The organism is Saccharothrix espanaensis DSM 44229 (assembly GCF_000328705.1).
Taxonomy (GTDB): Bacteria; Actinomycetota; Actinomycetes; order Mycobacteriales; family Pseudonocardiaceae; genus Actinosynnema; species Actinosynnema espanaense.
This window is the reverse complement of record NC_019673.1, coordinates 372,027-394,217: the sequence shown is the minus strand read 5'-3', so window position 1 is coordinate 394,217 and position 22,191 is coordinate 372,027. Positions and strand designations below refer to the sequence as shown.

General features: G+C 71.1%; 22 protein-coding genes. 9 read left to right on the top strand and 13 right to left on the bottom strand.

Annotated elements, in window-relative coordinates; translation table 11 throughout:
- Positions 1–5 precede the first annotated feature (5 nt).
- The 9 genes from BN6_RS01925 to BN6_RS01885 all read right to left on the bottom strand — a co-directional run bounded on the left by BN6_RS01925 (position 6) and on the right by BN6_RS01885 (position 8,988).
- Complete coding sequence (locus BN6_RS01925) at positions 6–233, bottom strand: indolepyruvate ferredoxin oxidoreductase subunit alpha (RefSeq protein ID WP_015097837.1); 228 nt, start codon at positions 231–233, stop codon at positions 6–8.
- A gap of 96 nt (positions 234–329) precedes the next feature.
- A complete protein-coding gene (locus tag BN6_RS01920; protein ID WP_015097836.1) occupies positions 330–1,106 on the bottom strand; it encodes a GntR family transcriptional regulator in 777 nt (258 codons plus the stop codon).
- Between the two features lie 154 nt (positions 1,107–1,260).
- Positions 1,261–2,100, bottom strand: coding sequence for a metal ABC transporter permease (locus BN6_RS01915; protein WP_015097835.1), 840 nt, complete (start codon positions 2,098–2,100; stop codon positions 1,261–1,263).
- A complete protein-coding gene (locus tag BN6_RS01910; protein ID WP_015097834.1) occupies positions 2,100–2,918 on the bottom strand; it encodes a metal ABC transporter ATP-binding protein in 819 nt (272 codons plus the stop codon). The genes BN6_RS01915 and BN6_RS01910 overlap by 1 nt, the downstream gene beginning before the upstream one ends.
- The gene (locus BN6_RS01905; protein WP_015097833.1) at positions 2,915–3,850 is read right to left on the bottom strand and encodes a metal ABC transporter solute-binding protein, Zn/Mn family; all 936 of its coding nucleotides are present in this window, start codon (positions 3,848–3,850) and stop codon (positions 2,915–2,917) included. The genes BN6_RS01910 and BN6_RS01905 overlap by 4 nt, the downstream gene beginning before the upstream one ends.
- 168 nt (positions 3,851–4,018) lie before the next feature.
- Entirely contained in the window at positions 4,019–5,119 is a 1,101-nt protein-coding gene (locus BN6_RS01900; RefSeq protein WP_015097832.1) for an ABC transporter ATP-binding protein, read from the bottom strand.
- A gap of 585 nt (positions 5,120–5,704) precedes the next feature.
- Positions 5,705–6,610 carry a sugar ABC transporter permease gene (locus tag BN6_RS01895; protein ID WP_015097831.1) on the bottom strand — a complete coding sequence of 302 codons (906 nt, stop codon included), beginning with the start codon at positions 6,608–6,610 and terminating at the stop codon, positions 5,705–5,707.
- A complete protein-coding gene (locus BN6_RS01890) occupies positions 6,610–7,527 on the bottom strand; it encodes a carbohydrate ABC transporter permease (RefSeq protein ID WP_041311674.1) in 918 nt (305 codons plus the stop codon). The genes BN6_RS01895 and BN6_RS01890 overlap by 1 nt, the downstream gene beginning before the upstream one ends.
- A 207-nt stretch (positions 7,528–7,734) precedes the next feature.
- Positions 7,735–8,988 carry an extracellular solute-binding protein gene (locus BN6_RS01885; RefSeq protein ID WP_015097829.1) on the bottom strand — a complete coding sequence of 418 codons (1,254 nt, stop codon included), beginning with the start codon at positions 8,986–8,988 and terminating at the stop codon, positions 7,735–7,737.
- 226 nt (positions 8,989–9,214) lie between these two features.
- Here BN6_RS01885 and BN6_RS01880 point away from each other — a divergent pair, with 226 nt between their 5' ends.
- Complete coding sequence (locus BN6_RS01880) at positions 9,215–10,264, top strand: LacI family DNA-binding transcriptional regulator (protein ID WP_041311671.1); 1,050 nt, start codon at positions 9,215–9,217, stop codon at positions 10,262–10,264.
- A gap of 116 nt (positions 10,265–10,380) precedes the next feature.
- On the top strand, positions 10,381–11,484 hold the full coding sequence (locus BN6_RS01875; RefSeq protein WP_015097827.1) for a LacI family DNA-binding transcriptional regulator: 1,104 nt from the start codon (positions 10,381–10,383) through the stop codon (positions 11,482–11,484).
- Between the two features lie 18 nt (positions 11,485–11,502).
- On the opposite strand, the gene BN6_RS46435 is transcribed toward BN6_RS01875, so the two are convergent.
- Positions 11,503–12,174: a hypothetical protein gene (locus tag BN6_RS46435; protein ID WP_041311666.1), complete on the bottom strand. Its 672-nt coding sequence runs from the start codon at positions 12,172–12,174 to the stop codon at positions 11,503–11,505.
- Positions 12,175–12,316: 142 nt separating this feature from the next.
- On the opposite strand from BN6_RS46435, the gene BN6_RS01865 reads away from it, so the two are divergent.
- From BN6_RS01865 to BN6_RS01855, 3 genes are all read left to right on the top strand, one after another.
- Positions 12,317–12,823, top strand: a complete 507-nt coding sequence (locus BN6_RS01865; RefSeq protein ID WP_015097825.1) for a beta-class carbonic anhydrase — start codon at positions 12,317–12,319, stop codon at positions 12,821–12,823.
- A 117-nt stretch (positions 12,824–12,940) separates the two neighbouring features.
- Positions 12,941–13,810, top strand: coding sequence for an HhH-GPD family protein (locus tag BN6_RS01860; protein WP_015097824.1), 870 nt, complete (start codon positions 12,941–12,943; stop codon positions 13,808–13,810).
- Between the two features lies 1 nt (position 13,811).
- Complete coding sequence (locus BN6_RS01855) at positions 13,812–14,321, top strand: 2'-5' RNA ligase family protein (protein WP_015097823.1); 510 nt, start codon at positions 13,812–13,814, stop codon at positions 14,319–14,321.
- On the opposite strand, the gene BN6_RS01850 is transcribed toward BN6_RS01855, so the two are convergent.
- Entirely contained in the window at positions 14,270–15,013 is a 744-nt protein-coding gene (locus BN6_RS01850) for an alpha/beta fold hydrolase (RefSeq protein ID WP_015097822.1), read from the bottom strand. The two genes, BN6_RS01855 and BN6_RS01850, sit on opposite strands and share 52 nt — an antisense overlap.
- Before the next feature lie 17 nt (positions 15,014–15,030).
- Between BN6_RS01850 and BN6_RS01845 the strand changes: the two genes are divergently transcribed.
- From BN6_RS01845 to BN6_RS01835, 3 genes are read left to right on the top strand one after another with little or no spacing between them, the layout of a single operon-like run.
- Positions 15,031–16,509 carry a M1 family metallopeptidase gene (locus tag BN6_RS01845; RefSeq protein ID WP_015097821.1) on the top strand — a complete coding sequence of 493 codons (1,479 nt, stop codon included), beginning with the start codon at positions 15,031–15,033 and terminating at the stop codon, positions 16,507–16,509.
- 41 nt (positions 16,510–16,550) lie between these two features.
- Positions 16,551–16,862 (top strand): antibiotic biosynthesis monooxygenase family protein, encoded by a 312-nt coding sequence (locus BN6_RS01840; protein ID WP_015097820.1) that lies wholly within the window; start codon positions 16,551–16,553, stop codon positions 16,860–16,862.
- 46 nt (positions 16,863–16,908) lie between these two features.
- The gene (locus BN6_RS01835; protein WP_408005328.1) at positions 16,909–17,727 is read left to right on the top strand and encodes an SIR2 family NAD-dependent protein deacylase; all 819 of its coding nucleotides are present in this window, start codon (positions 16,909–16,911) and stop codon (positions 17,725–17,727) included.
- Here the strand turns inward: BN6_RS01835 and BN6_RS01830 are convergent.
- Entirely contained in the window at positions 17,699–18,664 is a 966-nt protein-coding gene (locus BN6_RS01830; RefSeq protein WP_015097818.1) for an endonuclease/exonuclease/phosphatase family protein, read from the bottom strand. The genes BN6_RS01835 and BN6_RS01830 overlap by 29 nt on opposite strands.
- 18 nt (positions 18,665–18,682) lie before the next feature.
- Between BN6_RS01830 and pcp the strand changes: the two genes are divergently transcribed.
- Positions 18,683–19,336 carry a pyroglutamyl-peptidase I gene (gene pcp, locus BN6_RS01825; RefSeq protein ID WP_015097817.1) on the top strand — a complete coding sequence of 218 codons (654 nt, stop codon included), beginning with the start codon at positions 18,683–18,685 and terminating at the stop codon, positions 19,334–19,336.
- Positions 19,337–19,438: 102 nt separating this feature from the next.
- On the opposite strand, the gene BN6_RS01820 is transcribed toward pcp, so the two are convergent.
- Complete coding sequence (locus BN6_RS01820) at positions 19,439–22,009, bottom strand: ATP-dependent Clp protease ATP-binding subunit (protein ID WP_015097816.1); 2,571 nt, start codon at positions 22,007–22,009, stop codon at positions 19,439–19,441.
- Between the last annotated feature and the right edge of the window lie 182 nt (positions 22,010–22,191).

Below are 22,191 nucleotides of genomic sequence, written 5' to 3'. Positions count from 1 at the left end.
CCCCCTCACCGCAGCAGGTAGGGCATGTTGATCTCGACCGCGCCGGTCGGGCAGCGCGCGGCGCACGGACCGCAGTACCAGCACTCGTCCACGTGCATGTACGCCTTGTTGGTGTCCGGGTGGATGGCCAGCGAGTCCAGCGGGCACATGTCCACGCACAGCCGGCAGCCGTCGATGCACCGGGATTCATCAATGGTCACGGGCACGTCGACGCGGTTGTTCACCAGAGCCATTGCTCGTAGCTCCTCTCTCGACGCGCGAGGGCGCGTCGGTGCCTGGACTGGGTGGATCCGCCGACGTTCGCGGATCCGCGAGGGAAGGCGCCGACTTCAGGCGCCCGAGCCTGCGGCGACGGAGCCGACGCGGTTCAGCACGGTGCTCATCGTGAGCCGGTCGCCGCGCAGGCGGATGAACTCGAGGTCGACGGGACGCCCGTCGGCGAAGTGGCTCAGGCGTTCCACCACGAGCAGTGCCGCGCCGCGCGGCACTTCCAGCACGGTGGAGGCGTGCAGGTCGGCGTTGACGGCCTCCAGCGTCACCGCGGCGGTGCCGAGCCGCCGGCCGGAGGTCTGCTCGATCAGCGAGAAGATGTCCCGGTGGCGGAGGTCCTCGTCCAGCAGCGGCAGGCCGACGTCCATCGCCAGGTAGGTCAGGTCCAGCGAGAGCGGCAGGCCGTTGAGCCGGCGCAACCGCTCGACGTAGACGACGTGCTCGCCGTCGGCGAGCCGAAGGCGTCGCGCCACCGAGGAAGGCGGCCGGATCGGGCCGGCGGCGCGGATGTCGTTGGTGACCTCGCCGTGCTCGTGCAGCACCTCGGCGAGCCCCATCAGCCGGTCCAGGCCGTGCGGGTACTTCTCGCCCACCACGACGGTGCCCACGCCGGGGACGCGGTCGATCAGGCCCTCTTCGCGGAGCAGGTCGAGGGCCTCGCGCAGGGCGTTGCGGGACACCCCGAACTCGGCGGCGAGCACGAGTTCGTCGGGCAGCACGCCGTCCGGGAAGGCGCGGCCCACGACCTGCCGGCGGATCACGTCGGCGGCCTGCCGCGCCCGGTCGGCGCGACACCGCCGGTCCGGCGCGCCCTGCTCCCTGCTGCCCACGTCCATGGCGAGCAGTCTGGGTCACCGACGACGAACGGACCGTTGCGCGACGGTTACGCCACCCAGGTCAGCGGGGGTGCGGGCGCTGACCTGCGGGTGCCCGCGCGGGCCCGACCCGTTCCGCCACCGGGTCGCTGTCCCACCCAGTGGACAGCCGTGGTCAGGCGTCCACGCGGCTCCGCGAGCCGCCGAAAGCTCGGCATACGAGGTATATCAGGAAGGACACCGCCGTGACGAACGCGCTCACCGGCACGCCGGGCGCGAGCGACAGCAGGATCCCCAGCAGCACGGCGATCTCCGCGAACACCACGGCCAGCACGGTCGCCTTCACCGGCGACGCGGTGACCCGGCCCGCCGCGGCGGCGGGCGTGATCATCAACGACAGCACCAGGAGCGCGCCGACGATCTGCACGCTCAACGCCGTGGCGATGCCCACCAGCACCGCGAAGACGACGGCCAGCGTGCGCACCGGGACGCCCCGCGCCGTCGCCACGCCCGCGTCCACCGACGCGAAGTGCAGCGGCCGGTAGATGAACGCCAGCACCGCCAGCACCGCGACCGACGCGCCGATCAGCAGCCACAGGTCGGTCGAGCCCACGCTCACGATCTGCCCGGTGAGCAAGCCGAACTTGTTGGCCGACCGGCCCTTGTACATGAACAGGAACAGCACGCCCAGGCCCAGCCCGAACGCCAGGATCGCGCCGATCACCGAGTCCCGGTCGGAGTCGCGCCGGGACAGCAGCCCCAGCAGCAGCGCCGCGACCACCGAGCCGGCCAGCGCGCCGTAGCCGACCCCGACACCGACCAGCAGCGCCGCCGCGCCGCCGGTGAAGGCGAGTTCCGACGTGCCGTGCACGGCGAACGCCATCTTGCGGGTCACCACCAGCGGCCCGAGCAGCCCCGCCACCACGCCCAGCACGGCCCCCGCGACCAGCATCTGCTGCACGAAGCCGTAGCCGAGCAGCTCGAAGGTCAACGGGAGGTTGAAGAAGTTCTCCATCAGTCCTCATCCGCCACGTGGTGCGGCTCGTCCTCGCACACGTGCTGTGCGCCGACCACGTGGATCTGGTCGCGCACGCGGACCACCTCGACGTTCGTGCGGTACAGCTCCGACAGCGTGGCCGACGTCATCACGTCGGCCGGCGCGCCGATCCGGAACCGGCCGTCCACCAGGTACAGCACCCGGTCGACCAGCGGCAGGACCGGGTTGATCTCGTGGGTGACGAACAGCACGGCGGTGTCCGCCGCCCGCCGCCGCCGGTCGATCAGGTCGCTGACCACCCGCTGGTGCGCGAGGTCGAGCGAGAGCAGGGGTTCGTCGCACAGCAGCACCCGGGGGTCGCCGACCAGCGCCTGCGCCACCCGCAGCCGCTGCTGCTCGCCGCCGGAGAGCAGGCCGACCGGCTCGTCGGCGTAGCGGGTCGCGCCGACCGCGGCCAGCGCGCTGTCCACTTCGGCGCGTCGTCGTTTCCGGTTGCGCCAGCCGATGCCCCAGTCGTGGCCGTCGAGGCCGAAGCCGACCAGGTCCCGGCCGCGCAGGGTGAGCGACGTGTCCAGCGCGCGCTGCTGCGGGACGTAGCCGATGCGCCGGTTGCCGCCGGCCACCTCCACCGTGCCCGCGGACAGCGGTTGCAGGCCCAGCAGCACGCGCATCAGGCTCGTCTTGCCCGACCCGTTGGGCCCCAGCACGGCGACGAACTCGCCGGGGGCCACGTCGAGGTCCAGCCCGTCCCACAGCACCCGGTCCCCGTAGGACAGTCGCGCCCCGCGCAGGGCCACCGCGCCCCGCACGGACTTGTCGCTCACCTGTGCGGTCATCCGCGGAGCGCCTGCGCCAACGCGTCCACCTGCTTCGTCATCCAGTCAAGGTAACCCGTGACGCCCTCGGGCAGCGTCTCGGTGACGGCCACGACCGGGACGCCCGCCCTGCCGGCCTTCTCGACCACCTGCTTGACCGCCGTGTTCTCGGTCTGCACGTTGTCCACGACCGCCGCGACCTGCTTCTCGTCCACCAGTCGGGTGACATCGGCGAGGGCGGCGGCCGGGATGTCGGTCTCGCCCTCGACGGCCTTGCTGAACGTCTCCGGGGTGACGTCCTCGACGCCGGCGGCCTCCAGCAGGTAGTGCGCGACCGGTTCGGTCTGCAGCACCTTCTTGCCCTTGCCGACGCCGTCGAGCTTCTGGTGGAGCTCCTCGACCTTGCGGCCGAACTCGGCGGCGTTGTCGGTGAAGGCGGCCTTCTTGTCCGGCGCGATCTCGGACAGGTCGGCGGCGGCCTGGTCGGCGACCTTGCGGACGGTGTCCAGGTCGTACCAGACGTGCTCGTTGACCTCGTGGTCGTGCGGCTCCTCGCTCGCCGGCGGCTCCTCGTGCGAGTGCGAGTCGATCTTGCCCGACAGCGGGAAGGTCTCGATCTTCTTGGCCTTCTCGGTGTCGGTGGTGAGCAGCGTGGCGAAGAAGTCGTCGTAGCCGCCGCCGTTGAAGATGACCAGCTGCGCGTCCTTCACCGCGGCCACGTCGGACGGCTTGCTGTTGTACGAGTGCGGATCGCCGGACGGGTCGTTGATGATCGCGCTGACCTCGACCGCGTCGCCGCCCACGGCCTTGACCACGCTGCCCCAGACGTTGGTCGAGGCGACGACCTTGATCTTGCCGTCGGCGGTCGGGGAGGCAGGCGAGCCGCCGCAGGCGGCGAGGGCGACGGCCGTCACGGCGGCCACCGCGCCGAGCATCGCGTTACGGACGGTCATGAGCTGACTCCTCGACAGGCTGATTCATGGGTAATGGAAACCGTTGTCGAGTTCAGTTTAGAACGCTCCGCCACTCGGACGTCCACCGACCGGGTGATTTTGTGGCCGAGAACGCCGCCGAGGGCCACCCGCCGCGGCAGGTGGCCCTCGCTCCGTGGTCGACCGGTCTCAGTTGGTGAGGCGCGCGCCGGTCTGCGGGTGGAACAGGTGGATCTCGCCGGCGTCCCGCACGGTGACCTTCACGGTCTGGCCCAGCGACGGCGGCGTGCGCCCGTCGACCCGCACCACGAACCGCTGCGAGGCGTTCCCGATCCGCACCGCGCCGTGCACCAGCGCGTCCGCGCCCAGCTCCTCGACCAGCTCGACGACCATCTCCATGCCCACGCCCTGCGAGCTGACCAGCGCCAACGCCTCCGGCCGGATGCCGAACGTGACCTCGTTCAGGCCCTCCGCGCCGGCCGCGTCGAGCGCGCGGCGCTCCAGCGGCACCACGATCCCGTCGAGCTTCACGCCCTCGGAGGTCAGCGGGACGGTCTTGAGGTTCATCGCGGGCGAACCCATGAACCCGGCCACGAACGCGTTGCCCGGCTTGTCGTAGAGCGCGCGCGGGGTGTCGCACTGCTGGAGCAGGCCGTCCTTGAGCACGGCCACCCGGTGGCCCATGGTCATGGCCTCGACCTGGTCGTGCGTGACGTAGATGGTGGTCGTGCCCAGCCGCTGCTGGAGGGCGGCGATGTTGGCGCGGGTCTCCACGCGCAGCTTCGCGTCCAGGTTGGACAGCGGCTCGTCCATCAGGAAGACGGAGGGCTCGCGCACGATGGCCCGCCCCATGGCCACCCGCTGCCGCTGCCCGCCGGACAGCGCCTTGGGCTTGCGGTCGAGGTACTTGGTGAGGTCGAGCATCTTGGCCGCCTCACCGACCTTCTCCTTGATCTGGGCCTTGCCCACGCCGCGCAGCTTGAGCGCGAAGCCCATGTTCTCGGCGACGGTCATGTGCGGGTAGAGCGCGTAGGACTGGAACACCATCGCGATGTCCCGCCCCTTCGGCGGCACGTTGGTGACGTCCTTGCCGCCGATCCGGATGGCGCCCTCGTCCACGTCCTCCAGCCCCGCGAGCATCCGCAGCGCGGTCGACTTCCCCGAGCCGGACGGCCCGACCAGCACCAGGAACTCGCCGTCGGCGACGTCGAGCGACAACTCGTCGACGGCACGGACCGGCGGGTTGCCGGAGAAGATCCGCGACGCTTGGACGTAGGCGACCTCTGCCATGGGAACGCACCTTTCACCACCGAGCTTTGCCGCAACGCTAGGCATTGCAAGCGCTTACGGGAACAGGTGCATTGGTCTACTTTTCCCCCACCCGCAACCACCTCGCCACCCACCAGCCACCCCACCGGCACAGGACACCCCCACGCCCGCCGGGCCCGCCGAGCCGCCGGCCGAGGTTCACCGATCGGGGGCTTCGGGCTCGGGGGCTCTGCCGGTCGGGCCACACCGGTCGGCCACTTCGGGTCGTCGGTGGCACCGGTGCCGGTGCGGACCGGCGGGTGGCGGGGTCTTCCGCCGGAGGCGGGCGCCGAAGGCGGCTCTTCGGCCGGAGGCCGGCGCCGGAGGCGTGCCCTTGGCTTTGGCGGCTTTGCACTCTTGGTCTTTGCGCTCCTGGTCTTTGCGCCCTTGGTCTCTTGCGCTCTTGCCACCTCCCCGCAACCCGAAGTACGACCGCCGGTACAAGAGCCGCAAGAGCCAAAGAACCGGGCTCCGCCCAAAGACCCGGGCTCCGCCCGAAGGGCCGACGGCGCTGCCGCCGTCGCGCGGCTTCGCCGCACAAGCCCTCCGGTCACCGTGCCCGCCGTTTCAGCCCTTCACCGCTCCCGACGAGAGGCCGGTCACCAGGAACCTCTGCACCAGGTAGAACACCACGATCGCCGGGATCGCCACCAGGATCGACGCCGCCGCCAGGTGTCCCCACTCGGTCCGGTTCTGCTGGACGAACACCTGCAAGCCCACCGCCAGCGTCTTGGACCCGTCCGCCGCCGAGAGGAACGCCGACGCGAACGCGACCTCGCCCCACGCCGTCAGGAACGCGTAGAACGCCGTCACCGCCAGGCCCGGTCGCGCCAGCGGGAGCACCAGCCGCCAGAACACGCCGAACGGCGAGAGCCCGTCGACCCGCCCGGCCTCGTCGATGTCGGTCGGGATGGTGTCGAAGTAGCCCTTCAGCATGTACGTGCAGAACGGCACGGCGGTCGTGCAGTACACGAGCACCAGCCCGAAGCCGGTCCCCTGCACCCCGAGCGTGAGCAGGATGTTGTACAGCGGCACGATCAGCACCGCGAACGGGAACATCTGCACCACCAGGAACGACAGCATCAGCGACCGCTTGCCCGGGAAGCGGAACCGGGACGCGGCGTAGCCCGTGGTCGCGGACAGGAAGACCGAGATCACCGTGGTCATCAGGGCAATGGTGATCGAGTTGCCGAACCACGCCAGGAAGTTGCCCTTCTCCCCGGCCAGGATGCGCGCGTAGTTGTCCACGCCGGACTCGTTGAACAGCTTCGGCGTCGTCTCCACCGCGCGCGCGTCGGGCTTGAACGACGTGACGAGGACCCAGAACACCGGGAACACCGCGATCAAGGACGCGGCCACCAGCGCCGCGTGCAGCCCGACGCTCGCCAACCGGGACCGGTCGCCGCGCTTGGGAGTGCGTTGTGGCGCAACGGTCTTCCCGACTGACTTGAGGGAAGCGGCCTCGACCGTCATCACCACACCTCGCCTTGCCTGCGCAGTGCGCGCCGGTAGACGCCCGCGAACACGAGCAGGACGGACAGGATCAGCACGCCGTACGTCGACGCCACCGCGTAGTCGCGCGACGCGCCGGAGAAGAACCGCTCGAACGCGTAGGTCACCAGGATCCGCGTGTTCGGGTTCGGGCCGGTGATCAGGTAGATGACCGCGAACATGTTGAACGTCCAGATGATCCCGAGCAGCACCACCGTGCCGGACACCGACCGCAGCCCCGGCAGCGTGACGTCGCGGAACCGCTGCCACGCCGACGCGCCGTCCACCTCGGCCGCCTCGTAGAGGTCGCCGGAGATCGACTGGAGGCCGCCCAGCAGCGCCACCATCATGAACGGGACGCCCAGCCACACGTTGACGACGATGACGGCCACCAGCGCCCAGTCGGACTGGCCGAGCCAGATCGGGTCGGGCAGGCCGAGCGCGCGCAGGACCTGGTTGATGATCCCGTACTGCGCGTTGAACATGTACTTCCACGCGAACGCGCTGATGAACGCGGGCACCGCCCACGGCAGGACCAGCAGCACCCGGTAGGCCGTGCGGCCCTTCACCTGGCGGTTGAGCAGCAGCGCCAGCCCGAGCCCGATCACGTAGTGGAGGAACACGCAGCCGAACGTCCAGACGAGCGTGCGCACCAAGGTGGACCAGAACGAGCCGAAGCTCGGGTCGCCGGAGAGCACGTTGAGGTAGTTCGCCAGTCCGACGCCGCTGTACGTGGCGGGCCGGTCGAGCACCGGGTTGGCGATGGTGCCCTCGTTGATGTTGGTAAAGGTGAAGAACACGCCTTGGGCGAGCGGGAACAGCACCAGCACCGCGATGACCACCACCACCGGCAGCACCATCGCGTACGCGTACCAGTGCCGTTCGAGGAACCTGCGCACGGTCGCCTCCTTGCTGGGATCGGAGCGGCGCGAGCGGAGTGCGCCGTTTGTGCGGAGAGCCCCGCGCATCAGCCCGTCACCGGCCACACCGCCACAACACGGGGCGCAACGCCGGGCCGGAACGCCGACAAGCGCGGGGCGAGGCGTGCGCCGGCGGCAGACCGGTGCACTGCGCGTCGTGCGGACGACGCGCAGTGCGGGAGCGCGTCAGCCGATGCTGTACTCCGGCACTACCTGGTCCTGGTACGCCTTGGCGACCTCGTCCAGCGCCGTCTTCGCGTCCTTCTTGCCCGCCAGCACGTCGGCGTACGCGATCTTCAACGGGTCGAAGAGCTGGCCGCCCTCCGGGATCCACGGTCGGGCGTGGGCGGCCGCGGCCACCGGCTGGAACGCCGAGACCACCGGGTTCGCCTTCACGTCCGGGTTGTCGTAGGCCGATTTCCGGGTCGGCAGCAGCCCCAGCTCCTTGGCGATCCGCACCTGCGAGTCGACCCCGCTCAGGCAGGCGACCAGCTTGGCCGCCGTGTCCTTGGCCCTGGTGCCCTGCCGGATCACGTAGTCGTGGCCGCCGACCGGCGCGGAGCCCTTGCCGGCGGTCTCGCCGGGCACCGGCGCGATGCCCAGGTCGGCCTTGTCGGTGAACGCCGTGCCCTTGAGGTAGTCGGCCACCGACCACGGCCCGTTGACCACCATCGCGACCTCGCCGGAGGAGAACGCGGCCTGCATGTTGTTGTACGAGTTGGCCGGGTCCAGCGCGGTCGTCGCGGCCTTGGCGTCGAGCAGGCCCTTGGCGGTCCGCAGCGCCTTCACGTTCTCCGCCGAGTTGACCACGATCTTCTTCGCCGACGCGTCCACCAGGTCGCCGCCGGCGCCGTAGATGAACGGCAGGGCGTAGTACGCGTCGTTGTTGATGAAGATGGTCTTCTCGCCGCCGAGCTTCGCCGCGGCGGCCTTGACCTCGTCCCACGTCTTCGGCGGCTCGACGCCCGCGGCCGCGAGCAGCTTCTTGTTGTAGAACAGCGCCAGCGAGTCCGTCACCTGCGGCACGCCGTAGGTCCGGCCCTCGTACTTGGTCGAGCCGAGCGGCGTGGCCAGGAAGTCGGCGGTGTCCTTGCCGACCTCGGTGTCGCTCAGGTCCACCAGGTAGCCGAGCTTGGCCAACTGCGGCACCCACGCGACTTCGGCCCGGAACACGTCGGGGCCCTGGCCGCCCTGCGCGGCGGTCTTGTAGTTGTTGAGCGCCAGGTCGAAGGCGACCGTCTCGGTGTTGACCTTGTACCCGCCCCGGGTGGCGCACTCCTGGGCGATCTTGCCGAACACCGGGGCCTCGTTGGGCCCGCTGGTGTCCCAGAAGGTGACCTCGCCGCTGTCGCCCGCCGCACCGCCGCCACCGCACGCGGTGAGGACGAGGGTGCCGGCGATGCCTAACGCCACGGCGGTCGTGAAGGTGGTCCGTCGCATCGTTGCTGTCGTCCCTCCTGCCGGCCTCATCGCGGTGAGGCCACCACTGCAAGAACTTGCGAAATTCTTGACGTGAATTTCATACCCTCCACCAGCGCCGGGTCAAGACCCCCGGCGAAACCGGGCCGTAACGGCGGCGGCCGTCCGAGCGAAACGCGGGTAGGCGTTGCAAAACTTTGCCGCTCGCGGCAGGCTGCACGCCACCCACGACGAGCTAGGAGGCAGGGTGTCCGGTCTGTCCGAGATCGCCAGGGCAGCCGGGGTGAGCATCTCCACGGTCAGCCGGGTGCTCAACCGCCGGGCGGGGGTCAACGAGGAGACGCGCCAGCGCGTGCTCGCGGTCCTCGCGGAAATGCCCTACACGCCAAGGGGTCTGGGCGCGCTGCAGCGGACGGGCGTGATCGGGCTGCTGGTGCCGGAGCTGTCCAACCCGGTGTTCCCGGCCTTCGCCGAGGCGCTGGAGGTGCGCGCCGCGCGGCTGGGCTACTCCTCGCTGCTGTGCAACACCCGGGCCACCGGCTCGGGCGCGATGGGCGAGGAGGAGTACGTCCGGATGCTGCTCGCCCGCGGCGTCGAGGGCATGGTGTTCGTGTCGCCGGAGATCACCAACGTCGAGGTCCCGCTGGGCCAGGCCCCGCGCCCGAGCTACTACGCGAAGCTGCTCGCCGACGGCGTGCACATGGTGTTCCTCAACGGCGCGACGCCGTCGCTGGACGTGCCGGACGTGACGGTGGACGAGCAGCACGCCGGGTACGCGGCGACGCGGTACCTGGTGGAGCTGGGCCACCGGCGGATCGGGTTCGTGTCGGGTCCGGCGCGGTCGCTGCCGTCCCGGCTCAAGCGCGCGGGCTGGTCGGCGGCGATGGAGGAGGACGGGCTGCCGGCGGGCTCGGAGTACGTGGCGCACGCCCAGTTCGGGCCGGAGGGCGGCGCCGAGGCGATCGCCCTGCTGCTCGACACCGTCCGGCCCACGGCGGTGTTCTGCTCGTCGGACCACATGGCGATCGGCGTGCTGCGGGAGGCCCACAAGCGCGGGCTGGACGTGCCGCGCGACCTGTCCGTGGTGGGGTTCGACGACATCCCGCTGGCGTCCTACTGCTCGCCGTCGTTGACCACGTTGGCCCAGCCGATAGAGGAGATGGCGGCGGCCGCGGTGGACGAGTTGGTGCACCGGCTGGACCCCGATCGGCGGCGTCGGCCGGTCGGCAACTACACCCGCGTGTTCCGCCCGAAGCTGGTCGTCCGGGAGTCCAGCGCGCCGCCACCACCCGCCTAATTGGTCTGGACCATGTTCCAGACAGCTAACCCAGTCCTACCTGCGGTGATGACCAATCGCAGGGATGCGGGTCACCCCTGCTTCTGTAATTGGTTCTGAACCGTTACGGTCACTTCATGGCGCGGTCGATGCATGTGCGACGCCCCGCGACGCTGGCTTCACTGGCGGCGGAGCTGGGTGTTTCCCGGACAACGGTGTCCAACGCGTACAACCGTCCCGACCAGCTCTCGCCGGAGCTGCGACGCCGGGTGTTGGAGACAGCGAGACGACTCGGATATCCGGGCCCCGACCCGGTGGCCAGGTCGCTGCGGACGCGGAAGGCGGGAGCGGTGGGGCTGTTGCTCACCGAGAACCTGTCCTACGCGTTCCGCGACCCGGCCGCGATCGGGTTCCTGGAAGGGCTGGCCCTGGCGTGCGAGGACGCCGGGACCGGTCTGCTGCTGGTGCCGGCGAACCCCGAGCGCGAGGACGTGGCCGCGGTGCACCGCGCCGGCGTCGACGGGTTCGTGGTGTACTCGGTGCCCGACGACGACCCGCACCTGGCCGCCGTGCTCGAACGGCCGGTGCCGACCGTGGTGTGCGACCAGCCGGACCTGGGCAACGTCGATCGGGTGGGAATCGACGACCGGGCCGCGATGAACTCGCTCGCCAAGCACCTGATCTCGCTGGGGCACCGGCGGATCGGCGTGGTGTGCATGAGGCTGGCCCGCGACCGCAACGACGGCTACGTGTCGCTGGAGCGGCAGCGCTCGGCGCACTTCCACGTGCAGCGGGCCCGGATCGCCGGGCTGGCCGAGGCGTTCACCGAGGTCGGCGTGGACTGGGCGGGCGTCCCGGTGGTGGAGCGGTTCGACCACGCCATCGCCTCCGGCGCGTCGGCCGCGGCCCAGGTGCTCGACCGCGACCCGCGGATCACGGCGTTGATCTGCACGTCGGACATCCTCGCGCTGGGCGCGCTCGGCGAGGCCCGCAAACGCGGCCTGAACGTGCCGCACGACCTCACCGTCACCGGGTTCGACGGCATCCGGGAGGCCGAGCAGGCGGGCCTGACCACGGTCCGCCAGCCGGTGCTGGAGAAGGGCCGGGCGGCGGGCAAGCTGCTGCTGGACTCGGCCGAGCGGACCCGGCCCCGGTCGGTCACGCTGGCCACCGAACTGGTCCTGGGCTCGACGGCCGCCTCGCCGCGCGGCGTGGTCGAGGAGCGCTGGTTCGGTCCGTGACGCGGCGGTGGCCGGGCGTCAGGTCATCCGGAACACGACCGGATCGCTCGCCTTCCCGGCCACCCGCGCGCTGAGCAGGTAGTCCCCCGGCCCCAGCCGGGTGTGCTTCGCGCAGCCCGGCTCCGACGTGCTGCCCAGCCACTTGAGCCCGAAGTCGAACACCTCGCCGGGCCGCAGCACCCGGACCTCGGACCCCTCGGTCGCGAAGCAGTCGTTGCTCGACCACAGGCGCGTGCCGCCGTCCGCGCTGGTCACCACCAGCTCGCGCACCGCGCGGCCGATCTCCTTCGTGCACGGCAGCGGCCCGGTGTTGGACACCAGGATCTTCATCCCGACCGCCTCGCCCGCCGGGTACGCGGGCTTCGCCACCTCCGCCTGCACCACCACGTTCGCGTCGTCGCACGGCTGCGGCGGTCCGGGCGGTGGCGCGGGCGGCGGCGGTGGAGCCGGTGGCTCGGGAGGGGGTGGGGGTGGCGTGGTCGAGGACGACGAGACCGCCACCGGCCGCTCGCTCTGCGGCGGCGGACTGGACGCGACGGCCGGCCCGGCGGCCGGCACCGGATCACCGCGCCCGATCAGCGCCCCGACCACCCACACGGCCAGGACCAGGGCCACCGCGGACCCGCCGATGGCCAGCGCGCGACGCCGCCAGTACACGGACGGCGGGAGCGGGCCTGTGGGCTCGGTCACCTGACCGAAGGTAGCCAAGCCGCTGGGAATAGCGGTGGAGGTGCGGGTAATCCGATGAGGTGAACGTGATGCCGGCCCGATTGACTTGCCGCCGTCCCGGCCGCGGGTTCCAATCCTGGGTGAACGAAAAGGGAGGTGGGCCATGACCTCGATCGACGAACTCCTCCGCCGCAACGCCGACCTGGGCGACGTGGTGCCCGGCGACCGCTCGTCGCCGAAGCCTTCGATGAAGGTCGCGATCCTGACCTGCATGGATTCACGGATCAGGGTGTTCGAGATCTTCGGCCTGCGCCAGGGCGAGGCGCACGTGCTGCGCAACGCCGGCGGTGTGGTGACCGACGACATGATCCGGTCGCTGGCGCTGAGCCAGCGCAAGCTCGGCACCCGCGAGGTGCTGCTGGTGCACCACACGAACTGCGGCCTGGAGCTGGTGACCGAGGACGCCTTCAAGGACGAGCTGGAACAGGACGCGGGGATGCGCCCGACGTGGTCCGTGGAGGCCTTCCGCGAGGTCAAGGACAGCGTCCGCAACTCCATGAACCGACTCCGCCACAGCCCGTTCGTGCCGTACCGGGACAACGTGCGCGGGTTCGTGTACGACGTCCACACCGGCGCGCTGACCGAGGTCGTCCAAGCCGAGGTCGGCTAGGCCGCGGGCCACCGGGCACGGTCCACCGAGAACGTGCCCGGTTCGCCGGACTCCCGCCCAGCCCGTTCCGATCGGCTTTCACCCGCACGGGGTCGTTCTGGAAGACTGGCGCGCGCTATGAGCCTGGACGCGCAGACCCTCATCGACTGGTTCGCCGACACCGCCCGCGACCTGCCCTGGCGCAAGCCCGAGTGCACCGCGTGGGGCGTGCTGGTCAGCGAGATCATGTTGCAGCAGACACCCGTCGCCCGGGTGGAGCCCATCTGGCACGAGTGGCTGGAACGCTGGCCCACCCCGTCCGCGATGGCCGCCGCCTCGCAGGGCGACGTGCTGCGGGCGTGGGGCAAGCTCGGCTACCCGCGGCGGGCGCTGCGGCTGCACGAAGCCGCGCGGGCCATCTCGAACGACCACGACGACGTGGTCCCCGACGACGTGGACACCCTGCTCGCGCTGCCGGGCATCGGCGCGTACACGGCACGCGCCGTAGCCGCTTTCGCCTACGGCCAACGGTGTCCCGTGGTCGACACGAACGTCCGCCGGGTCGTCGCACGGGCCGTGCACGGCGCGGGTGACGCAGGCCCGCCGTCCACCACCCGGGACATGAACGACGTGCAAGTCCTGCTGCCGGAGCAGGACGCCGCAGTCTTCTCCGCGGCGTTGATGGAGTTGGGCGCGGTCGTCTGCACGGCCCGCACGCCAAAGTGCGCGGACTGCCCGGTGTTCGACACGTGCGCGTGGCAGCACAACGGCCGCCCCGCGTACGACGGGCCGGTCAAGGTGGTGCAGAAGTTCGCCGGCACCGACCGGCAGGTCCGGGGACTGCTGCTGGACGTGCTGCGCGGCACGCCCGACCCGGTCGCCAAGACCCGGCTGGACGTGGTCTGGTCCGACGCCGGCCAGCGCGACCGCTGCCTGGACTCGCTGCTGGTGGACGGCCTGGTCGAGCAGACCGCGACCGGCCTGTTCGCCCTGCCCGGCGAGCACTGACGTGCACGCGCTGGTGGTGTTCTTCGACGCCGAGGCCGACGCGAAGGTCCGCGACCTGTGGCGGCGGGTCGGTGCGACGTTCGAGCGCCCGCCGCACCTGACCTACGCGGTCGCGGGCACGATCGGGCCGAAGGTCCGGGCCGAGCTGCGCGAGGACCTGTCCCGGCTGTGGCTGCCCGACCTGTGGCTGCACACCCTGGGCACGTTCTCCGCCACCGAGAACGTCCTGCACCTGGGCGCGGTCGTGGACAGTGAGCTGCTGGCCGTGCACTCGGCGATCCACGACGTGCTGGCGGGCCGGGTGAAGAACCCGAGCGCCTACTACCTGCCGGGCACCTGGGTGCCGCACTGCACCCTGCTGCACGGGACGACCGACGAGGAGACGGTCCGGGCGTTCGCCGCGCTGCACCCGGTCGAGCCGATCCGCGCGAAGGTCCGCGAGATGGCCGTCGTGGACACTCAGACCGGCGGGATCGACCCGCTCAGGAAGGCTTCCACCGCGCCCCGGTAGACCTCCGGGGCCTCGTCGTGCACCACGTGCCCGGACTCGGGGACGAGCAGGTGCGCCCCGCCCGTGCGGCGGGCGACCTCGGCCATCTGACCGGCCCGCAACCCGCCCCGACCGGCCTCGACGGTCAGCGTCGGGCACGCAATGGCGTCCACGAACTCCCAGTAGGACCGCTCGCCCCACTCGGCGGCGATCTCGTAGAGGTCCGCCAGCCGCGCGATGAGGTGCCAGCCGTCCGCGCGCTCCTCGAACAGCTCCTCGACCCGGGGCACCCGCACCACCGACCGGACGTGGGCCACCGACTCGAACACCGGCCACGAGTCGAAGTACCAGCGCCACTCGTCCACCGTGCGGCCGGTGTTGTCCGGCACGACGTCCTCCGCGACCACGGCCCGCACCAGGTCGGGGCGGGTCGCGGCGAGCGCCCACGCGTGCAGGCCGCCCATCGAGTGGCCGATCACCACGGCGGGCCCGAGGTCGAGCCGTTCGATGGTCTCGGCGGCGTCGGCGACGAAGTCCTCCGTGCGGAACGGTCCCCGTCGCGGGTTGCGGCCGTGGCCGCGCGCGTCGGTCGCGACGACCCGGCCGTAGGGCTTGAGCCACTGGGCGACCGTCCACCACGTGCTCGCGCGGCTCATCAGGCCGTGCAGCAGCAGGATGCCCTGCCCCGATCCGCCGAACTCCGCGACGCTCATACGTGCATCATGTCGGCATGGCTCTGAGCTCCAAGGCCCGCCCTCACCTCCTCGTCGCCGCCCTGGTGCTGGTGGTCGTCGGGGTGCTGGTCGCCCGGATGCCGGGCGCGACGCCGCAGGCCGTGCCCGGGAGTCAAGTGCCGGCGACGACCACGCCCCCGGTGGTCGACTCGGTCGGCGGCGACGGCGCGGGCGACCCGTACTACCCGCAGGACGGCAACTCCGGGTACGACGTGCGCGGGTACGACCTGGCCGTCGGCTACGACCCCGCCACCCAGAGGCTGGACGGGAAAGCGCTGGTCACGGCCACCGCAATGGACGGCCTGAGCCGCTTCAACCTCGACCTGTACGAGCTCGCGGTGTCCGAGGTGTCGGTGGACGGCAAGCCCGCCGAGTTCCGCCAGGAGGGCGAGCACGAACTGGTGATCACCCCCGCCGAGCCGCTGGTGAAGGACGCGGAGTTCGTCGTCGCCGTCACCTACGGCGGCGTGCCGACCCTGTTCCAGGACCGCGCGCTGGGCAAGAGCGGGTGGCAGGTGTCGGCGTCCGGCGGCGCGTTCGCGGCGGGCGAGCCGCACTCGGCGACCACCTGGTTCCCGGCCAACGACACCCCGCGCGACAAGGCGTCGTTCAAGCTCGCGGCCCGCGTCCCGGACGGCTGGTCGGTCGTGTCCAACGGCGCGGAGGGCGAGACGACCCGCGCGGACGGCTGGACCACCTACCGCTGGGACGCGCCGCAGCCCATGGCCACCTACCTGACCACCATCGCGATCGACAAGTGGACGATCGACCGGACCACCCTGGCCGACGGCACGCCCGTGGTGAACGCGTTCGCGCCCGGCGCGACGCAGGCGCGCGCGGAGCAGGGGCGGCTGCCGGAGGTGCTGGAGTTCCTGGCCTCGAAGTTCGGCCCGTACCCGTTCGAGTCGGCGGGCGGCATCTTCCTGGCCGACGACATCGGGTTCTCGCTGGAGACCCAGACCCGGCCGATCTACGCCGGGTGGGCCGACCTGGAGACCGTGGTGCACGAGAACGCCCACCAGTGGTTCGGCGACTCGGTGGCGCTGCGGTCGTGGGCCGACATCTGCCTCAACGAGTGCTTCGCGAGCTACGCCCAGTGGCTGTGGTCCGAGGGCAAGGACGGCGTGGACCTGGACGCCAAGTACCGGGGCGAGATCGCCCGGACCGACGACTCGTCGTCGTACTGGAACCGCAAGCTCTACGACATGGGCCGCGGCAACGAGTTCCGCGGCGTGTACGACAAGGGCCAGCTCGCCGTGCACGCGTTGCGCCGGCAGATCGGCGACGAGCCCTTCGGCAAGGTCCTGCAAACGTGGACCGCGCAGCACCGGGACGGCAACGCGTCGTGGCCCGAGTTCGAGGCGCACGTCGAGCAGGTGTCGGGCCAGGACCTCGACGGGTTCTTCGCCGCGTGGTTCCACGGCGACAAGATCCCCTCCGACGAGTACCTGTGGCCGGGTCCGCTGCGCAAGTAGCGCTCCACGCCACGCAGCGCGCGCCCTGCTAACGTCGGGGCATGGCGGTTGTCAAGATCAACGCGATCCACGTCCCCGACGGCTCGGGCCCGGAGCTGGAGAAGCGGTTCGCCGCGCGGCTCGGGGCGGTCGACTCGTCGCCCGGGTTCCTCGGCTTCCAGCTGCTGCGGCCGGTCGCCGGCGACGAGCGGTACTTCGTCGTCACCCACTGGGAAAACGACGAGGCCTTCGACAACTGGCGCAACGGCAGCGCCCGCGAGGCGCACTCCGGCGAGCGGGCCAAGCCCGTGGGCACCGGGTCGGACCTGCTGGAGTTCGAGGTCGTGCTCAGCTCCCAGCCCCCACGTGACTGACCGCTCCACCACCGAGCAGAACCCCACCGGGCAGGACCATGCGGCGCTGGACCATGCGGCGCTGGACCGCGCGGCGGAGCTGATCTCCGGCGCGCAGGCGGTGCTGGTGTGCGCGGGCGCGGGGATGGGCGTCGACTCGGGCCTGCCCGACTTCCGGGGCGACCACGGGTTCTGGCGCGCCTACCCGCCGTACGAGCGGCTCGGGCTGCGGTTCGCCGAACTCGCCGACCCGGTGCACTTCGTGGACGACCCGGAACTGGCCTGGGGCTTCTACGGCCACCGGCTCGACCTCTACCGGCGCACCGAGCCGCACGCCGGGTTCGCCGTGCTCCGGTCGTGGGGCGCGCGGGTGTTCACCTCGAACGTCGACGGGCAGTTCCAGCGGGCCGGGTTCGACCACGTCGCCGAGGTGCACGGGTCCATCCACCGCCTCCAGTGCGTCGAGCCGTGCACGGACGACGTGTGGCCGGCCGACGACGTGCTGGTCCAGGTCGACCCGGAGACCATGCGGGCGGTCGGGCCGCTGCCCGCGTGCCGCGCCTGCGGCGGTCTCGCACGGCCCAACATCCTGATGTTCGGGGACTGGTCGTGGGTGCCGGGGCCGAGTCAGCGCGCGCTGGACGAGCTGACCGCGTGGCGGCGGTCGGTCCGCGACCTGGTCGTGCTGGAACTCGGCGCCGGGGTGGCGGTGCCGACCGTGCGCCGGCAGGCGGAGCTGGCCAGTGCCGCGTCCGGCGCGCTGATCAGGGTCAACCCGCGCGAGCCGGAGGTCCGGCACGGGCGCGGGGTGTCGCTGCGGATGGGCGCGGCGGCGGCGCTCGCCGCACTGGACCGGCTCACGACGCCGGCACGACGAACCGGGTGAGGATCCCCCGGTGGTCCGTGCCGGGCAGGTCGAGCACCCGGAACGCGTCGACCGGGCACCGGTTGTCCACCAGCACGTGGTCGAGCACCACCGGCGGCCAGTACCCGCGAGAGGGCCACGTCGGGTTCAGCCCCTCGCCGACCTGGTCAGCCGCGTCGACATAACCCTGGTTGAGCAGCCGGCGCAGGCCCACGTGGTCCATGGTGGCGTTGAAATCGCCCACGAGCACCCGCATCGGCCCGTTGAGGTCGCGCTTGGGCAGGCCCGCGAGGTCGCGCTGCCACGGCTCGGTGCCACCGGGCACGGTCGGGGCCAGGGTGTGCACCGACACCAGCTCCAGGTCCTCGCCGGGCAGGTCGACCAGCGCGCGGGCCTGCCGGAACGTGCTCGGCGCGGAGGCCCGCGAGGACAGCGGGCGACGTGCCGCCAGCCCCGACCCGGCCGCCCCCGAGTCCGGCAGGAACACCCGGTGCGGCAGCACGTCGGCCAGCCCGGCGCGGTCGAGCGCGTCGACGGCACCCGGCGTCAGCTCCTGCAACGCCAGGACGTCGACCTGGTTCGCCCGCGCGGCCGCGACGACCGCCGCCGCGTCGGCCCGCCCGTACTCCAGGTTCACCGACATCACCCGCACGTCCTGCCCGACCCCGATCGGCCGCGCGTCCGGGAACGCCCGTGGCGCGACGGCCGAGACCAGGACCAGCGACAACAGCAGCGTGACCGTTCCCAGCGCCCAGCGGCGCACCAGCAGCGCCACCGCCCCGAGCAGGACGCCGGCGGCGGTGGAATAGGGGGTGAGCGCGGTGAGGGCGACCATGTGCCGGGTGCCGTCGATGCCCAGCAGGCGCAGCCCGGCGGCGGCGCAGAACGCCACCGTGGCCAGCACCAGCAGGAACGTGACCACCTTGCGGCGAGGACGGCGCACTTCGAGGTCGGCCACGACATCTAGTCTGCCCGAGTGAGAGTTGTGCTGACGGGCTTCGAACCGTTCGGGGGCGACGGGACCAACCCGTCCTGGGACGCGGTGCGGCTGGTCGCCGAGCAGTACGCGGCGGCCGGTTCGCCCGGCGGGTACGAGCTGGTGGTGGCCGAGCTGCCGTGCGAGTTCGGGCGGTCGCTGGACGTGCTGCGGGAGCTGGTCGGGACGCACGCGCCGGACGTCGTGGTGTGCGTGGGCCAGGCGGGCGGCCGGACGGGCGTGACGCCGGAGCGCGTGGCGGTGAACCTGGACGACGCCCGGATCCCCGACAACGCCGGCGACCAGCCGATCGACGTGCCGGTGGTGGAAGGCGGCCCGACCGCGTACTTCGGCACCCTGCCGGTGAAGGCGTGCGTCGAAGCCCTGCACGAGGCGGACATCCCGGCGTCGGTGTCGCACACGGCGGGGACGTTCGTCTGCAACCACGTGTTCTACGGCCTGATGCACCTGGCGGCCACCGAGTTCCCGCAGCTCAGGGGAGGTTTCGTGCACGTCCCGTACGCGCCGGGCCAAGGCCACGAGGACGCCCCGAGCCTCCCGGTGGAGACCACGGCGCGCGCCCTGTCGCTGATCATCCACACCACCGTCACCCGGACCACCGACCTGCACACCACAGCCGGCGCCCTGCACTAGCCGCCACACACGCGAAAGCGCCCCCTGAAAGCTCCAGGGGGCGCTTGACGCGTTCGATTCCACCACCGGGGACCCAAGACCAGCCTGGGCCCCTCTCAGCGGTCAGGCCGAATCGGCTTCGCCCTCACCCGCGTCGCCACCGGCGCTCGCACCGGAGGACGCGGCCAGGTCGACCGGCGGAGCGTCGGGCACGCTGAGCGGCTTCGACTCACCCCGGAAGACGAAGTGGGCCTTGTCGTCCGCCTCCGACTCGCCGTCCCAGCCCTCGACGTCGGTGATGATGATCTGGCCCGGCTGGATCTCGCCGAACAGGATCTTCTCCGAGAGCTGGTCCTCGATCTCGCGCTGGATCGTGCGACGCAGCGGACGGGCGCCGAGCACCGGGTCGAAGCCGCGCTTGGCGAGCAGCATCTTGGCCCGGTCGGTCAGCTCGATCGCCATGTCCTTGTTCTTCAGCTGCGTCTCGACGCGGGCGATCATCAGGTCGACCATCTTGATGATCTCGTCCTGCGTCAGCTGGTGGAACACGATGATGTCGTCGATGCGGTTGAGGAACTCCGGGCGGAAGTGCTTCTTCAGCTCGTCGTTGACCTTGTTCTTCATCCGCTCGTAGTTCGACGCGGTGTCCTGGCCGGAGGTGAAGCCCAGGCCCACGGCCTTGGAGATGTCCGACGTGCCCAGGTTGGACGTGAAGATGATGACGGTGTTCTTGAAGTCCACCGTCCGGCCCTGACCGTCGGTCAGCCGGCCGTCCTCCAGCACCTGGAGCAGCGTGTTGTACACCTCCTGGTGCGCCTTCTCGATCTCGTCGAACAGCACGACCGAGAACGGCTTGCGGCGCACCTTCTCGGTGAGCTGGCCACCCTCTTCGTAGCCGACGTAGCCGGGAGGGGCACCGAACAGCCGCGACGCGGTGTACCGGTCGTGGAACTCGCCCATGTCGATCTGGATGAGCGCGTCGTCCTCGCCGAACAGGAACTGCGCCAGCGCCTTGGACAGCTCGGTCTTGCCCACGCCGGACGGGCCGGCGAAGATGAACGAGCCGGACGGGCGCTTCGGGTCCTTCAGACCGGCGCGGGTGCGGCGGATCGCCTGCGACACGGCCTTGACCGCGTCGACCTGGCCGATGATCCGCTTGTGCAGCTCGTCCTCCATGCGGAGCAGCCGGGTGGTCTCCTCCTCGGTGAGCTTGAACACCGGGATGCCGGTCCAGTTCGCCAGGACCTCGGCGATCTGCTCGTCGTCCACCTCGGCGACGACGTCGAGGTCGCCGTCCTTCCACTGCTTCTCCCGCTCGGCCTTCTGGCCCAGCAGCTGCTTCTCGGAGTCGCGCAGCTTGGCGGCGCGCTCGAAGTCCTGCGCGTCGATCGCGGATTCCTTCTCGCGACGCACGTCGGCGATCTTCTCGTCGAACTCGCGCAGGTCCGGCGGCGCGGTCATCCGGCGGATGCGCATCCGCGCGCCCGCCTCGTCGATGAGGTCGATGGCCTTGTCCGGCAGGAACCGGTCGTTGATGTACCGGTCGGCCAGCGTCGCCGCGGCCACCAGCGCCGAGTCGGTGATCGACACCCGGTGGTGGGCCTCGTACCGGTCGCGCAGACCCTTGAGGATCTCGATCGTGTGCTCCAGCGACGGCTCGCCGACCTGGATCGGCTGGAACCGGCGCTCCAGGGCGGGGTCCTTCTCGACGTACTTGCGGTACTCGTCGAGCGTGGTCGCGCCGATCGTCTGCAACTCGCCCCGCGCCAGCATCGGCTTCAGGATCGAGGCCGCGTCGATCGCGCCCTCCGCCGCACCCGCCCCCACCAACGTGTGGATCTCGTCGATGAACAGGATGATGTCGCCGCGGGTGCGGATCTCCTTGAGCACCTTCTTCAGGCGCTCCTCGAAGTCACCGCGGTAGCGCGAGCCGGCCACCAGCGAGCCCAGGTCGAGGGTGTAGAGCTGCTTGTCCTTGAGCGTCTCGGGCACCTCGCCCTTGACGACCATCTGCGCCAGCCCCTCGACCACGGCGGTCTTGCCCACGCCGGGCTCGCCGATCAGGACCGGGTTGTTCTTGGTGCGGCGGGACAGCACCTGCATGACCCGCTCGATCTCCTTGGTGCGCCCGATCACCGGGTCGAGCTTGCCCTCCCGCGCGCTGGCGGTCAGGTTGCGCCCGAACTGGTCGAGGACCAGGGACGAGGACGGGGTGCCCTCACCGCGGCCGCCGGACTCCGCCGTCTCCTTGCTGGTGGAGTAGCCGGACAGGAGCTGCAACACCTGCTGGCGGACGCGGTTGAGGTCCGCGCCCAGCTTGACCAGGACCTGCGCGGCGACGCCTTCGCCCTCGCGGATCAGGCCGAGCAGGATGTGCTCCGTGCCGATGTAGTTGTGGCCGAGCTGAAGCGCCTCCCGCAACGACAGCTCGAGCACCTTCTTGGCGCGCGGGGTGAAGGGGATGTGGCCGGACGGGGCCTGCTGGCCCTGGCCGATGATCTCCTCGACCTGCTGGCGGACGCCCTCCAGCGCGATCCCCAACGACTCCAGCGCCTTGGCGGCGACACCTTCACCCTCGTGGATCAACCCCAAGAGGATGTGTTCGGTGCCGATGTAGTTGTGGTTGAGCATCCGGGCCTCTTCTTGGGCCAGGACAACCACCCGCCTCGCGCGGTCGGTGAACCTTTCGAACATTCGCACTCCCTGACTGCTGCGCCGGCGGTCCTCGGGCTCACCACTGGCATACCGTGGAGAGCGCGGCACCGTGGGACCACTGTAGTCGCCGGCCCGGACACTCTCAGTTCCCGTTCGCGTGCAGTCGCTGTCGGGGATCTCTGACATCGGTACCAACGCGTGATCTGCCAGGTAGATTCCAC

Coding starts and splice junctions, on each gene's coding strand:
- BN6_RS01925 (WP_015097837.1), bottom strand. CDS start 233: ATGGCTCTGGTGAACAACCGCGTCGACGTGCCCGTGACCATTGATGAA.
- BN6_RS01920 (WP_015097836.1), bottom strand. CDS start 1,106: ATGGACGTGGGCAGCAGGGAGCAGGGCGCGCCGGACCGGCGGTGTCGC.
- BN6_RS01915 (WP_015097835.1), bottom strand. CDS start 2,100: ATGGAGAACTTCTTCAACCTCCCGTTGACCTTCGAGCTGCTCGGCTAC.
- BN6_RS01910 (WP_015097834.1), bottom strand. CDS start 2,918: ATGACCGCACAGGTGAGCGACAAGTCCGTGCGGGGCGCGGTGGCCCTG.
- BN6_RS01905 (WP_015097833.1), bottom strand. CDS start 3,850: ATGACCGTCCGTAACGCGATGCTCGGCGCGGTGGCCGCCGTGACGGCC.
- BN6_RS01900 (WP_015097832.1), bottom strand. CDS start 5,119: ATGGCAGAGGTCGCCTACGTCCAAGCGTCGCGGATCTTCTCCGGCAAC.
- BN6_RS01895 (WP_015097831.1), bottom strand. CDS start 6,610: ATGACGGTCGAGGCCGCTTCCCTCAAGTCAGTCGGGAAGACCGTTGCG.
- BN6_RS01885 (WP_015097829.1), bottom strand. CDS start 8,988: ATGCGACGGACCACCTTCACGACCGCCGTGGCGTTAGGCATCGCCGGC.
- BN6_RS01875 (WP_015097827.1), top strand. CDS start 10,381: ATGGCGCGGTCGATGCATGTGCGACGCCCCGCGACGCTGGCTTCACTG.
- BN6_RS01865 (WP_015097825.1), top strand. CDS start 12,317: ATGACCTCGATCGACGAACTCCTCCGCCGCAACGCCGACCTGGGCGAC.
- BN6_RS01860 (WP_015097824.1), top strand. CDS start 12,941: ATGAGCCTGGACGCGCAGACCCTCATCGACTGGTTCGCCGACACCGCC.
- BN6_RS01850 (WP_015097822.1), bottom strand. CDS start 15,013: ATGAGCGTCGCGGAGTTCGGCGGATCGGGGCAGGGCATCCTGCTGCTG.
- BN6_RS01845 (WP_015097821.1), top strand. CDS start 15,031: ATGGCTCTGAGCTCCAAGGCCCGCCCTCACCTCCTCGTCGCCGCCCTG.
- BN6_RS01840 (WP_015097820.1), top strand. CDS start 16,551: ATGGCGGTTGTCAAGATCAACGCGATCCACGTCCCCGACGGCTCGGGC.
- BN6_RS01820 (WP_015097816.1), bottom strand. CDS start 22,009: ATGTTCGAAAGGTTCACCGACCGCGCGAGGCGGGTGGTTGTCCTGGCC.